General features: G+C 60.3%; 11 protein-coding genes. 9 read left to right on the top strand and 2 right to left on the bottom strand.

Going from position 1 to position 14,329, the window contains the following annotated elements; genetic code table 11:
- The first annotated feature begins 18 nt into the window (after window positions 1–18).
- Both HB393_RS23205 and HB393_RS23200 read left to right on the top strand, forming a co-directional pair.
- Complete coding sequence (locus tag HB393_RS23205) at window positions 19–408, top strand: hypothetical protein (protein WP_213807601.1); 390 nt, start codon at window positions 19–21, stop codon at window positions 406–408.
- Window positions 409–921: 513 nt separating this feature from the next.
- Window positions 922–1,785 carry a hypothetical protein gene (locus HB393_RS23200; RefSeq protein ID WP_213807600.1) on the top strand — a complete coding sequence of 288 codons (864 nt, stop codon included), beginning with the start codon at window positions 922–924 and terminating at the stop codon, window positions 1,783–1,785.
- 112 nt (window positions 1,786–1,897) lie between these two features.
- Here HB393_RS23200 and HB393_RS23195 read toward each other — a convergent pair whose 3' ends face one another.
- Window positions 1,898–4,324, bottom strand: coding sequence for a GGDEF domain-containing phosphodiesterase (locus HB393_RS23195; protein ID WP_213807599.1), 2,427 nt, complete (start codon window positions 4,322–4,324; stop codon window positions 1,898–1,900).
- Window positions 4,325–4,715: 391 nt separating this feature from the next.
- A complete protein-coding gene (locus HB393_RS23190) occupies window positions 4,716–5,690 on the bottom strand; it encodes an alpha/beta hydrolase (RefSeq protein ID WP_213807598.1) in 975 nt (324 codons plus the stop codon).
- Window positions 5,691–5,800: 110 nt separating this feature from the next.
- Here HB393_RS23190 and HB393_RS23185 point away from each other — a divergent pair, with 110 nt between their 5' ends.
- The 7 genes from HB393_RS23185 to mutL all read left to right on the top strand — a co-directional run.
- Window positions 5,801–6,964 carry a VWA domain-containing protein gene (locus HB393_RS23185; protein ID WP_213807597.1) on the top strand — a complete coding sequence of 388 codons (1,164 nt, stop codon included), beginning with the start codon at window positions 5,801–5,803 and terminating at the stop codon, window positions 6,962–6,964.
- 64 nt (window positions 6,965–7,028) lie between these two features.
- The gene (locus HB393_RS23180) at window positions 7,029–7,595 is read left to right on the top strand and encodes a thioredoxin family protein (protein WP_213807596.1); all 567 of its coding nucleotides are present in this window, start codon (window positions 7,029–7,031) and stop codon (window positions 7,593–7,595) included.
- Window positions 7,596–7,632: 37 nt separating this feature from the next.
- Entirely contained in the window at window positions 7,633–8,538 is a 906-nt protein-coding gene (locus tag HB393_RS23175; RefSeq protein ID WP_213807595.1) for a YihY/virulence factor BrkB family protein, read from the top strand.
- A 118-nt stretch (window positions 8,539–8,656) separates the two neighbouring features.
- Window positions 8,657–10,198, top strand: a complete 1,542-nt coding sequence (gene pyk / locus HB393_RS23170) for a pyruvate kinase (RefSeq protein ID WP_213807651.1) — start codon at window positions 8,657–8,659, stop codon at window positions 10,196–10,198.
- A gap of 169 nt (window positions 10,199–10,367) precedes the next feature.
- Window positions 10,368–12,110: a bifunctional diguanylate cyclase/phosphodiesterase gene (locus tag HB393_RS23165; RefSeq protein ID WP_213807594.1), complete on the top strand. Its 1,743-nt coding sequence runs from the start codon at window positions 10,368–10,370 to the stop codon at window positions 12,108–12,110.
- 306 nt (window positions 12,111–12,416) lie between these two features.
- The gene (locus HB393_RS23160) at window positions 12,417–12,986 is read left to right on the top strand and encodes a PEP-CTERM sorting domain-containing protein (protein ID WP_213807593.1); all 570 of its coding nucleotides are present in this window, start codon (window positions 12,417–12,419) and stop codon (window positions 12,984–12,986) included.
- Between the two features lie 112 nt (window positions 12,987–13,098).
- Window positions 13,099–14,329, top strand: a 1,231-nt coding sequence (gene mutL, locus HB393_RS23155) for a DNA mismatch repair endonuclease MutL (RefSeq protein WP_213807592.1), incomplete at its 3' end; no start/stop codon positions are given.

Genomic DNA, 14,329 nt, shown 5'->3' with positions numbered 1-14,329 from the left:
CACGCTAAGGAATGAACGATGGCAAATAGATACGGCGAAGCGGCACTTCTTGCAGTACGGATGGAGACCTACGGCAAGGCGCTCAGCCCCATGGAGCGCTGGAATGATGCAGTGAAGAAGCTGTATCCCACCAGCCCGACAGCGCAGCGGAAGGGTGGTCCGCGCAACGCGTTCCTCAGTCTCTGTGAAGGCGGCCTGGTCAAAGGAATCAATCCAGGTCAGTACGCGCCTTCGAACAAACACAAGGCTTACGCGACTCGTGCTGTATCCCTGCTCGCCGCCGGAACCCACAAGACCGTCAACGCACTTTGGGCCGAGGTCACGGACGGAGAAGACATTCCACATGGCAGCCAGATGGACGTGGTCCTCGCCCTGTGGAAGAACGACCTCATCGTCCGCCGCGCCTAACGCGAAAGGCTGCCGGTATCCTCGCCGGCAGCCGAAAGGACGAGCGCATAACTCGTGTAAGTAAGGATAGTGACGAACTACTTCTTAGCGACTATCAGCGCGGCTCACTCTAGAAAACTTGCTTCTTAAGATGCTACTAGTCACGAGTAGTATGAGCCCAACCAGCTATAACTCGTTACGAGAGAAGTAACACCCCGGCCACCTTGTACAAATTCAAGCAGTAGTGCAGAGAAATACTTCTCAGTCTTCTCTGACTAGTCATTGGCATATTGCAGTTCCGTCCATAGCGCGAGTATGAGCGCAACTGCCAAAGAGAAGGCAGCAAGACTTATACATCCGAAATTCAAGGAATAAGGCGACTCGACTCTGGTTCTTAAGCCAGAAGCTTTCAACTTCACGACGATGCACTCGTACTTGCAGTGCGTCTTGGGATGCTTCGCTCGCCATGCCTTTTAGCTCGTACTGTGTAAGCCCACCTTCAACAAAAGAACAACAACGATTGGAGTTCTTCAAATGCGCGCTATTCCTCAGAAATGCCTTAGTCTCGTCGGATTGATTCTTACTTCGGCGCCAGTACTCATGGCTCAATCTCTTCCATTTGGGCTTCAGAATCAGCCTGCCGTATCCAAGGACGCTGTCAGCACCGACAGCGACCTCAGCAACTTCACAGGTCAGTACTCTTTCGCAGTCCAGGGCGCTCTCGTGGGGAAAGACATCATCTCGCGCAAAGTGGGAATCGTAGGCAGCCTCGTCTCCGACGGTAAAGGCCACATTATCTCTGGCGTAGAAGACTACAACTCGGAGATTGGCACCTTCCCGGCCCTTCCCATCACTGGCACTTACACCCTGAATGCGGCCGGCGTTGGAACGCTTACGTTGAAGTCCAGCCAGATGACCCAGACCTTCTCTTTCTTTGCCCCGCAGGTTCCGGGCAGGGTACAGAATGCCACCTTGACGGAGAGCGACGGTCTCGCTGGTGTCACTGGTTCAATCGATAAACAGATTGCCGCAACTTCGCTCGATGGCGGTTACAACTTCTCTCTGACCGGCCAGACCGTCGAGACCAGCGGACTTCCCAATCCGGTCGCACTGGGTGGTAACTTTGTGGCCACAACCGGAAACGTTCTGGGATCCACTACGTTCTTTGTCGGTGAAGCTCAGATGGGAGGTGCGGTTGTACTACCGGCTACGCCTTTCCAGGCCACTATAACGGCTCCGGATTCGAATGGCCGCCTCGCATTTACGGTCATCTTCGCGCCAAACGGCCAGCCGGCACACTTTGTCGGTTATGCACTCGATCCCACGCACATCAATTTTCTCACCCTCGATCGTGCCTCTGAATTTCTCCCCTTGCTTACCGGTCAGGCAGTTCGGTAATAACTGGGAGACCATCGAGCGCTAATAAACGGGGCTGTTCTATTCCTCTGCGATGGAGGAGTAGAACAGCCCGATCTTTGCCAGCAGCTTAGAACCGAACGAAGATCTTGGATCACGAATGTCTTCGCGCTTCCAGGGTGCCTTGCGCCTCACCGTATCGATCCGCTCCCGGTAAAGCAGCAGACCGCGACAGATCCTGCGACACATCATGCTGCCATGCATGTCCAATGGCCTCCACCGCTGCCGGAAACTCCTCCGCAGACATAGGCCGTGCAAATAAGTAGCCCTGCGCCTCGTCGCACCTGCGACGGCGTAGAAAGCGTAGCTGCTCTTCGGTCTCAACTCCCTCGGCGACCACCTTGATATTCAATCCATGCGACATCGCGATCACGGCCCGCACCACAGCCGCGGCGTTGACGTCGACAACAGCGCGCCGCACAAAGCTCTGGTCGATCTTCAACCGGTCGACGTGATACTCCAGCAGATAGGAGAAGCTGCAAAAGCCTGTTCCGAAGTCGTCGATGGCAATGCGTCCGCCCAACTCGCGAATCTTCTGCAGCATCTCGAGGTTCGCGGCGGAGTTGATCATCAGGGTATTCTCCGTGATCTCAATCTCCAGGTTTCTAGCATTCAACCCACTCTCTTCAAGAGCGCGCTCGATCACTTCCAACAGATTCTTCTGCCGGAACTGGCGCGGCGAGAGATTGATGGCCACACTTAGCTCTCTGCCGATGGCGTCTCCCATCCGCTTGCCCTCCAGGCATGCCTGCCGAAAGACCCACTCTCCGATCGACACAATCAGTCCAGTCTCTTCAGCAAGCGGAATGAAGTCTCCCGGCGCGACGCGGCCCAGGCGTGCGTTATCCCATCGCAGCAGAGCTTCCAGTCCAACCACCTCGCCAGTACGCAGAGAAACCTGTGGTTGATACACCAGGCTGAACTCCTTGTTCTTCAAAGCGTGGCGCAACTCGTGCTCCATGCTCAGACGGGCGGAGGTCTCCTTCAGCATCGCGGAGTTGAAGATCTGATGTTGGTTCCTTCCACCCTCCTTCGAGGCATACATCGCGGCGTCCGCACGCTCCAGCAGCTTATCTGCATCGCTCGCAAAGTCGGGATAGATGCACACCCCTATGCTCGCTGTGACGTTCAGCTCATAGTGATTCACCACCATGGTATTGGCCATGCGCTGCACCAGAGTCTGCGCAAACTGGTCGATGTCATCGATGGTCTGGATATCCTGCAGCACAATCACAAACTCGTCGCCGCCCATCCTTGCCACCGTATCCGTGGTCCGGACCGCGCTGCGCAGTTGTTGCGCGGCCTCGCGGATCACCTGATCTCCTGCTTGGTGCCCCAGCGAGTCGTTCACTCGCTTGAAGTGGTCAAGGTCCATCACGAAGACCGCGACCTTCCTTCCGCTCACCTTCGCCCGCTCTACAGCCTGGAGCAGACGCTCGCGCAGCAGCGTACGTCCCGCCAGCCCGGTAAGGTGGTCGTGGGTCGCCAGGTGCGTCACGTACTCCATCATCTGCAGTCGGTCGGTAATATCCGACGCGATCCCGACATACCCTTCGACCTTTCCTGCAGAGGTTCGGATCGCGCGCAGTGCCACGCTCACCGGAGCGCGGGATCCATCCTTCCGGACATAGGTCCACTCGCGCTCTTCCATATCGCCCCGCGAGGCTTTGTCTGCAAGTACCGCGAATCCCTCCATCGGGGCCGATCCCTCCGACGCCAGCTCATGTCCTCGTGTCTGCAACTCGGCCGCATCGTGCAGAACAGCCAGCGTAGCCTTCCCGATCAGGTCGCCACGCGAGTACTGCGAGAGTCGCTCCGCCGCCTGGTTCATGGCTGTGATCAAGCCGTTCGCATCCGTCGCAATAATGCTGAAGGGAGCGCTCTCGAAGATCGAATCGGAGAAACTCTCGATCTCTTCGTAGCGCTCTTCTCTCTCCTTGGTCTGGCTTAAGTCGATCGCCGTAACTGCGACTCCGTCGCCCAGCTTCACCACGCGCATGCGCAGCCACTTTGCGTTGACCATGGCGTTGTCGATCGCGCTCTCCCGGTCCATCGGGATCCCAGTCTCGACCGCCCGGCAGCAGCCGATAAAAAACTCACTGTCGCGCTTCACCGGCAGCAGAACGCGCATCAGGCGTCCGATGATCTGCATTCGGGAGTTGTCCAGCAACTCCTCTGCCTTGCTATTCACGTATCGAAAACGGAAGTCGCAGATCTTTCCTTCACGGTCGCGCACGGCGTCGAATAGAAAGAATGCGTCCAGCCCGTTCTCGGCCGCCGTAATAAAACGCTGATCTGCCTCTTCGGCCCGTTGCCGTTCCAGAGCATGATCCCGTTCTCGCCACAGCAGGCTTACCATCGCTGCGCATAGCATCAGGGTCACTACGTTGCCCAGGCTCACCCCGTATTTATTCGACGACGTCGCAACGCCTAGCTGCCATAGAACGATCACGAGCAGCAGAACGGGGACGGCGTACCGAATTGAGAGACCACGTAACTTCAAAGGGAAAGAGGCGTGCACGAAGAAACCTCAAAACAGTTGCAGACGTACAAGTCGACCTAATCTTTACCGGTACCGGAAACGGTCAAACTTTCGTAACTAATGGTCTCGCAATTTCACGCGAAATGGTGGGCTATTTCCAATTTCTACAACTTTCGTCGTACCGTTTTCCATCCTCTGCGCGAGGGATGGATCTGTTGATGGACCGAGGCATAACTAGCGTCATTTCTTCTCATCGAACCAGTCCGGTTCAGGCAGCCTTTGCCGAGCGCCGTCTCATGCTCTTTCACTATCTTTGACGGCAACTACTGGCATAACTGCATAGGTCTTTCTTACTCGGAAAATAGTATGGTTCGACGCAGGTGAAAATAACGGTCTTGCAAGAAGACGCCAGACCCAACCGTGAGACTTGCTAGTCCGCGTTCCTGGAGGCAGCCATCCAGCCATGCACCTGCATCCAGTTCGCCACCAGAACAGGAGCCACCGCCAGCTCCTCGAAGCCCTTCAAACCTAACCCCATCCCCGTTCCGTGCCGCCCCCGCTCAAAGATATGCAACTCCGCTGGAACCCCTGCCCGTTTCAATGCGTCGTAGTAGGAGGTCGCACTCATCGCATTCACCGTCTGGTCGCCGGTCGTCGCATAGACGAAGCTGGGCGAAGTGTCCTTGTTCACCAGCCGGTCGATCGATACCGCCCGCAACATCTCCGGCGTCGGATGATCTCCGAGAAGCCCCTCCAGATTCGTCTCTCGCGGAATCGACGCGTCCATGCTCAACCGCGCATACGAGAGGATCGCGAAATCCGGCCGGTCGCTCACTCGTTCGATCAGGTCCGCGGAGCGCAGGTCGCCCTTATCGTGCACCGTCGCCAGATATCCCGCCAGATGCCCGCCCGCTGAAAAACCCCACACCCCGATCCGGTCCTTTGCGACTCCTAACTCGTCCGCGTGGCTCCGCACATACCGTACCGCCCGCGCGCCATCCAGCATCGGGGTAGGGAACACGTACCGCTGACCCAGCCGGTACTCCAGCACAAAGGCCGTCACTCCATGGGCGCTCAGCCATCGTGCCTCCGCCGCGCCCTCCTTCTCCATCATCAGGTTGCGATAGCCTCCGCCCGGCATCACGATCACCACCGACCGCACCCCTTCGCCAGACGCCGGATATTCGTACAGCTTCGGGATATCGCCATCTTCCTTCCCCAGCGCCCCCGGAGCACCCCCCGGCCACAACACAATCGTCTTCGCAAACCCACCGGGAGCCTTGACCTTCGCGGCAGGTTTTATAGCACTCTCCGCTGCAAGTGCCATCGGCGGAGCGACCCGCACATCTCCGCCTGCCCATGCCGAAACGGTGAGGCCTGCAAGCATAAATAGAGATAATTTCATTGAGCCGTCAGAATACACCCAGCCGCCCGTCCCTGTCGGTCGGCGGCGTCTTCCCCTTGTAAACACGCCTCGAACCGCAACTGATCGCTGCAATCCCCGTCTAAACCCACATGAGCGTTACTTTTATACGGCCCTCCGTTCGCCCTCTTCTGTTTAGCGGACTCTTTTTCTGCCTTCCGCTCCTCCTCCCAGCCCAGGACTCTTCGACAAAGCCTCAACCCGCAACCACCACCCTCTCCGTCGACGCCCGCCTCGTCAATCTGCCAGTCGTTGTTCGCGACAAAAAAGGCGCTCTCGTCCAGAACCTCACCAAGGACGACTTCGTCCTCCGCGTCGATAACAACCCCCAGACCATCCGCTACTTCGACCACGACGCCAACCTCCCCCTCATCCTCGGCCTGCTCGTCGACACCAGCCAGTCCCAGCGCAGCGTCCTCGACGACGAACGCACCTCCAGCAGCGCCTTCCTCGATGAGATGCTCACCTCGCCCGGCGATCGCGACCCGGACAAGGCCTTCGTCATCCAGTTCGCCCGCACCGTCGAGCTCCTGCAGGACCTCACGCTCTCCCGCCCCAAGCTCCAGGCCGCCCTCAAAGAGGTCGACACCCCCAGCTCCAACACCGATACCTCGAACTCCTCCGACGACTCCGATCACCGAAGCCGTGGCCGCGGCTCCCACGGCGGCACCGCCCTCTACGACGCCACCTTCCTCGCCTCCGACGAGCTGATGCACAAGCAGAAGGGCCGCAAGGCCCTCATCCTCCTCACCGACGGCGTCGATAGCGGAAGCAAGGAGACCCTAACCCAGGCCATCGAAGCCGCCCAGCGCGCCGATACCATCCTCTACGCCATCTACTTCAAAGGCGAGGAGCCTCAGCACGACCAGGGCCAGCGCGGCGGAGGTGGAAGCCGGTTTCCCGGCGGAGGCTTCCCCGGTGGTGGAGGCCGCTTCCCCGGGAGCGGCGGCGGAGGAGGCAACAACGGCGGAGGTCAACGTGGCCCCGCTACCGCCCGCGTAGACGGCAAGAAGATCCTGCAGCGCATGGCCGACGAGACCGGAGGCCGCCTCTTCGAGGTCTCCAAGAAGCAGACCACCGCCCAGATCTACACCCAGATCGCCGAAGAGCTACGCGCCCAGTACCGCCTCGGATACACGCCCGACCAGGCCACCGCCGCCGACGGCTACCACCAGATCGACCTAACCCTCCGCCAGCCCGATCAGCAGAAGAAGCTCACCGTCCAGACCCGCGACGGCTACTACTCCGGAAAATGATCCGCCCATCTCCGCTGCCACAACCTCACCGAACGCACTCCCTTTGCGTTCGGTGAGAGCTTTCATGCATCATCTCTACTACCGGGAGCCGCGTACAATCAAGGACCGAACCTCCATGAACCCAAAACATCCCCTACTCCGCACTGCGCCGCTTGCTCTCGCGTTCGCACTGCTACAGCCTTGGGGACAGCTAATCGCGCAAGTCTTCGCGCCAGCCCCCTCGAGAGTCCCCGCCACCGGCAAACACATCTACTTCGCCCAGGCCAACCCGAAGGCCGATATCGCGGCCGCCATAGAGAGGGCTGGCAGAGAGCATAAGCGCATCATCCTGGACTTCGGCGGCGACTGGTGCGGCGACTGCCAGGTCCTCGACATGTACCTCCACCAGACCCCCAACGCTCAAATCCTCGCCCAAAACTTCATCCTCGTCCGCATCGAAATCGGCCACATGGACCACAACGTCGACATCGCCCAACGGTACAAGGTGCCCATCGCCAAGGGAGTTCCCGCCCTCGCCGTCCTCGACTCCCACGGCAAACTCCTCTTCTCGCAGGCCAACAAGGAGTTCGGCCACATCGGCACCATGGAACCCCACTCCGTCACCGAGTTCCTGCTCCGGTGGAAGGCCTAGCTCTGCTCTCTTCTACGCCGTCTCGCGGAGACCGTCTATGAGACGAAAAATCCTCCGCGCCCCCTCTCATCTTCAACAGGTCTTCCTCCGGGCCGTGCGCCACGACCTCTTCAACCTCGCCCAATCGACCGCCTACTCTGCGATGGTCTCGCTCTTTCCCGCCCTTATCGTCATGGCAGCCGTCATCGGCCTTCTGCCCGATACCACTCCGCTCCGCTTCCAGCTCGCCGGCTTCTTCGATCGCGTCCTGCCCTCCGACGTCAGCCCCCTCCTCCAGAGCTACTTCGTCCAGGCGCCCGCCAGCTCCCGCTCCGGCCGGGTCCTGGTCCTCGCCTTCTTTGTCAGCATCACCGGAGCCTCCAGCGTCATCGCCAAGCTCATGGAGGGCCTGCGCCGCGCCTACCATCTCCCCCCGGACTGCTGGACCGTCTGGAGACGCCGCGCCCGCGCCTACCTGCTCGTTCCGCTCTCGCTTCTGCCGTTCGTCATCACCAGCTCTCTCGTCGTCTTCGGACACCTCATCACCAACTGGCTCGCGATGCACGTCATGCCATCCGCCCGCGGTCCCGTCTACGTCGTCGCCCTGCTCATCCGTTGGACCGTGGCGCTCACCGGCAGCATCGGCCTGGTCGCTCTGCTCTACCACCTCGGCACGCCCCTCCAGCAGACTTGGAAGCGCACCCTCCCCGGAGCCATCGCTGCCACGGCCATGTGGTTCCTCTCCACCCTCACCTTCGGTTGGTACGTCACGCGCTTTGCCAACTACTCTCAGGTCTACGGCTCCCTTGGAGCGGGCATCGCACTTCTCTTTTGGCTCTATATCACAGCCTTCAGCATTCTCTGTGGCGCGGAGTTTAATGCTCAGCTTTACTCCGACCCGGACGACTCTACTTCCGTACCCTCCACCGCCAATTCTCCCGCACATATCGCTCCTCGCGGTTAGAATTGCCTTCGGACGTCAATTCAGGCGTGGTCCAGCCACTCGAACTCCAACGAAGCGATCTGCAAAAGGAAAATTCGCCCGCGCCATGAAAAGTCCTACGCTCCAAACTGAAAAAACTATGTCGAACGAGACCTCCTTTCCAGAGTTCCAACGCACACGGCGTGCCAAGATCGTCGCCACCCTCGGCCCCTCCTGTAGTACCCCACAGGTCTTCCGTCAGCTGGTCCGCGCTGGCCTGGACGTCGCCCGGCTGAACTTCTCGCACGGCACCCACGCCCAGAAGGCCGAGCTCATCCAGATGGTCCGTACCATCGCTCGCGAAGAGGGCAAGCCCATCTGCATCCTCGCCGACCTCCAGGGCCCCAAGATCCGCACCGGCAAGCTCAAGGACCACAAGTCCGTCCAGCTCGTCGCTGGCAAGCACCTCACCATCACTCCCCGCGAGATCGAAGGCTCTGCCTCTCTCGTCGGCACCACCTTCAAGACCCTCGCCGAGAACCTCGAGCCCGGCTCCCGCATCCTGCTCTCCGACGGCCTCATCGAGCTCATCGTCGAGCAGGTCAAGGGCGTGGACGTCGTCTGCATGATCGTCAACGGCGGAACCCTCGGCGAAAACAAGGGCATTAACTTGCCCGGTATTCCCGTCAAGGTTCCCTCGCTCACCGAGAAGGACGAAGAAGATCTCATCTTCGCCATCGGTCAGGGCGTCGATACCGTCGCCGTCTCCTTCGTCCGCACAGCCGACGATGTTCGCCACGTCAAAGGCCGCCTCGCCGCCCTCAAGTCCGACGCCTGGGTCATCGCCAAGCTCGAAAAGCCCCAGGCCATCGAGCACCTCGACTCGATCCTCGAAGTCGCCGACGGCATCATGGTGGCCCGCGGCGATCTCGGCGTCGAAGTCCCGCCCGAGAAAGTCCCGGCCATCCAGAAGCACATCATCCGCCGCGCCGCCGAGTACCGCAAGCCCGTCATCACCGCCACGCAGATGCTCGAGTCCATGATCGAGAATCCGCGCCCCACCCGCGCCGAAGCCTCAGACGTCGCCAACGCCATCTACGACGGCACGGATGCCGTCATGCTCTCCGGAGAGACCGCCGCCGGCAAATACCCCGTCGAGGCCATCGCCATGATGGCCAAGATCGTCGTCGAGACCGAGCACCAGATCCGCATCGACCCCTCGCCTTCAAGGCTCATCCCTCACGCCACACGCCTCTCCGTCGCCGAGACCATCTGCGAGTGCATGTCCCACGCCGCCGACGACCTCGACCTCGCAGCCATCGCCATCTTCACCGAGACCGGGTCCACCGCGCGTCTCCTCTCCAAGTACCACCCGGACCCACCCATCTTCGCTCTCTCCCCCTTCGAGGCAGTGATTAACCGCTGCATGCTCCTCTGGGGTACGCTTCCTATCCTCTGCAAGCGCTTCCACGACACCGACAAGCTCGTCGATATGGCGGAAGAGATGTTGGAGCAGTTCGGCTTCGTGCAGTCGCGCCAGATCGTGGGCATCGTCGCCGGCACCCGGACCAAATCCGGAGCCACAAACTTTATGCGTCTTCATATGGTCGGAGACCGCGACGTAAAGTCCGAAAGCGACAAAGCCTCACAAAAGTCCAAGTCCAAATCTAAGTCGAAGTCTAAGAAAACGAAGAAGAAATAGACCAATTCATCTGTGGCGTCCCTAGGCCGGCTCTCCGTAAGAGCCGGCTTTCATTATTAACACAGTGTTATCACCCAATCGTGTGATGGCGGCATCTTTGCAGTTCTTCTAGTTTTTCAACAGCGGGAAGAGTCTTAACTTCTGGCCTGTCGAGACATACGGTCCATTAATGAATAAATTCTGGCTCGAAAGAGCCACTTCAGGATTACCGCTCATCAAACACCGCAACAAGATTCTGTTCCTGGCCGTCGCTGGCATGCAGATTCCGTTGCTTGCGCTGATCTGTTACTTTTTTCGCTCAGGATCGCCCTGCGGCCTTGAGCTTGAGGTCCTGGGGATAGCCGTCGTCGCGACCTTGGGCGCGACCTTCCTCACACTCTTCGTTCTAAACTCCTTCATCCAGCCCATCTATCTCGCCGCACAAAGTCTCAGGAACTACGCTCAGGAAGGTATCCTCCCTGAGCCGTCCGCGCAATCCAACCAGCAGAGCGGCACCCTTCTCGCCGATACGGAATGCGCCATCCTGAAGCTCGACGCCAGCCTGCGTCAACTCACCGACTTCGATCCGATCACCTCATTGCCCACACGCGACGCCTTCATGCGCATCCTCTCCCGGAGGATGCCGGCCGAGACCCATCTCGCAATCTGCGCCATCAACGTAAGCAACTACGACAAGATCGCCGCCGCCTTCGGTCAGGCTGCGGTCGGCTCCGTGATGGCCGCCATCGCAACCCGGTTCGCCGAGCTCCTCGGCAACGAGGTGCCGCTCTGCCGCGTGGACTCCAACACCTTTATCTTCGCCCTTGAGCTTCAAGGCAGCCAGCTTCCGCTCGCACAGCAGATCGAGTCCCTTCGTCTCGCCACCGAGAGGGAACTCATCCTTCCCGGCTTCAGTCTGCGCCCGGAGATGAATGCTGGCGTCTCCCTCCATACCGGCGGCAAGCTCGACGCCGAGCGCCTCATCAACGAGGCGATCTCCGCTATGGCGGAGAGCCGTCTCGAAGGCAGCGTCCACACCAACTTCTTCTCTCCCCGGCAAAACGAGCAAGCCCGCGATGTCTTCCTTCTCGAGCGCGACCTTCGTCTCGCCATCGAGCAGGAGCAGTTCAGCGTTCACTATCAGCCCATCGTCGATACAGCTCTCGGCCGCGTCGTAGGCGCCGAGGCCCTCGTCCGCTGGACTCATCCCGAGCGCGGCATGGTCTCGCCAGCCGTCTTCATTCCCATCGCGGAGGCCAGCGGCCTCATGGACGCAATCGGAATGCGCGTCCTCCATCAGGTCTGCCGTCAGTTGGGCCGCTGGGCAGGTACCCCGCTCGAAGTCCTCAAGATCTCCATCAACCTCTCGGCGCGCCAGTTTCTCAACCCCGATGCAGTCCTGCAGATCTGTGAAGCTCTGGAAGAGAACCACGTCTCGCCTCTCAACCTGTCCATCGAGCTCACCGAGACGACCGTCATTCAGGACATCGATCGCACCCTCTTCATCCTCCAGGCGCTGCGCAAGATGGGCATCACCATCGCCATCGACGACTTCGGAACCGGATACTCCGGCCTCAGCTACCTCAAGACGCTGCCCTTCGACCGCCTTAAGATCGATCGCGAATTCATTCAGAGCGTCGACCAGACCGTCACCAGCATGGCCATCTGTAAGTCCCTCATCGAGCTCGCCAGCGGCCTGGGCATCGAGGTCCTCGCGGAGGGCACCGAAACGAACGCTGAGGTCGGAATGATGCGCTCCCTCGGCTGCAACCTCTATCAGGGATACCACTTCGCCCGTCCGCTTCCCCCCGATGAGCTCCTCGACACGATTCGACTTCTCGAAGCCAGTCTCGTGGTACCAGCCGAATCCGAGAGCCGTTCAAGCTCAAGTCTTCTCGACGGCCCTCCAAGCTCTGCTCTTCTCTCGCGCTAAAACGCCTCGGGTCTCCACTTATAAGCCCGCTACGAGAACACCGCTTCCTCGACATCCCGCAAACCCAAACATCTCCCGCAAAACCACCCTCACTTCTCTCCGGACTTTCCCAGAAAAGGCAAAAGTTTGCCCACCCGCCAATCCCATCTGAGAAAAGAAGTGCTCATTTAGAAGACCTGGGTTCTGGGAATCAACGAAAATGGGCTGCAAATTACTTCACATACCCACAAACGTTTGGCACGGTACATGCTCTATGCAATGGCATTCATACTGCAACAACTTCAGATTCTGCCTAGAGGAAAGACCATGTTTAAGTTCATCAATAGCAGCAAGAAATCTCTGGTAAAGGCTGCCTTCATCGCATTTGCAGCCGCCGTCGTTACCCTTGCAATCCCCAGCTCCCTGCACGCCTCCTCCATCACCTACAACTTGGTGATGACAGGAAATACCGGCTCGGACTTCAGCGGAACCGGATCGTTTACGATCGCCTCTGCCCCCGTCTCCTCGGGCGTCTCCACCTACAACCAGACCTCTCCCTCCGCGACCATCAGCGCCCTGACCTTCAACATCGACGGCCAGACCTTCAGCCTCGCCGGAGCAACCAACACCCTCATCCAGTTCACCAACGGCGTCCTCACCGACATCACCTTCAGCCAGGAGATCGGGCTCAACCCGTTCCGCTTCGCCCTCCACACCACCTCCGGCTACGCCTTCTACTACAACAACGAGCAGAGCGCCTCCTACGGCTCCTTTACCGCGTCTCCTGCATCTCCTTCACCAGTTCCCGAGCCCGGCTCCATCGCCCTGCTCGGCACTGGCCTGCTCGGTGGCGCTGCTACCCTCTATCGCCGCTTTGGAGCGAAAAGCATCAGCTAACAGCAGCACTCCCCAGTCCACCACGACCGGGGATCAGTCTTAGAAACCAACGGCAGAGTCTCCACCAGAGACTCTGCCGTTTCTATCTCCGTCTCCTCGGTACAATCGGAGGATGGGCCGCATCCGCATCCTCTCCGACCTGGTGGCCAATCAGATCGCCGCTGGCGAGGTCGTCGAACGTCCCGCCTCGGTCGTCAAAGAGCTCCTCGAAAACTCCCTCGACGCCGGAGCCACCCGCATCCGCATCGAGATCGAAGGCGGTGGCCGCAAACTCATCCGCATCATCGACAACGGCCACGGCATGGTCCGCGACGACGCTCTCCTCGCCTTCGAGCGCCACGCCACCAGCAAGCTCCGCACCTCCGACGACCTCCTCTCCATCGCCACCCTCGGCTTCCGCGGCGAAGCTCTCCCCTCCATCGCCAGCGTCTCCCGCCTCACGCTGGAGACCCGCGCCCCCGAAGACGAAGCCGGAACCCTGGTCGAAATCGCCGGCGGCAACATTCTCCGCGTCGAGCCCGCTGGCCTTCCCGCCGGAACCACCATCACCATCCGCGATCTCTTCTTCAATACCCCCGCCCGCCGCAAGTTCCTCAAGTCCGAGCAGACCGAGCTCTCCCACATCGCCGCCCTCGTCACCCACTACGCCCTCGCCCACCCTAACCGCCACTTCGAGCTCCACTCCGCTACCCAGGCCCTCCTCGTCGCGCCAGCCGTCAGCAGCAACGGCGACCGCCTCTTCCAGATCTTCGGCAAAGACACCTTCCACCTCATGCTCCCCACCGCCGCCGAGATGGACTTTACCCGCGCCGGCCTCCCCGAGCCTCCCCCCTGGAAGCGCGACGCCGACTACACCCCGGCCGACCCCGGCTACCTCCGCATCACCGGCTTCGTCTCCAAGCCCGAGCTCCAGAAACTCAACCGCAACTCCGTCTACGTCTTCGTCAACCAGCGCCTCATCCGCGACAAGCTCATCCTCCACGCCCTCTCCGAGGCTTACCGCAACATCCTCCCGCCCACCAGCTTCCCCGTCGTCCTGCTCTTCCTCGAGATGCCCCCTCAGGAGGTCGACGTCAACGTCCACCCCGCCAAGACCGAGGTCCGCTTCCGCCAGCCCTCCTTCGTCCACGACTTCGTGCGCGACACCGTCCGCACCACCCTCATCCAGGCTCGTCCCGCCGCCAGCTTCGTCTCCGCGCTCTCCGGCGGCCCGCACGACGCTGCTTCCTCGCTCCTCATCGACGTAAGCCCCCTACCAGGCCCGCCGGACGACCCCCTCTTCTCCCCCAACCGCTCCCCCCCCCCCACCCCCACCCCCCCCCCCCCCCCCCCCCCGCCCCCCC

It is taken from the genome of Granulicella sp. dw_53, from assembly GCF_018449545.1.
In the GTDB taxonomy this organism is placed as follows: Bacteria; Acidobacteriota; Terriglobia; order Terriglobales; family Acidobacteriaceae; genus Edaphobacter.
This window is presented reverse-complemented; position numbering and strand designations above follow the sequence as displayed.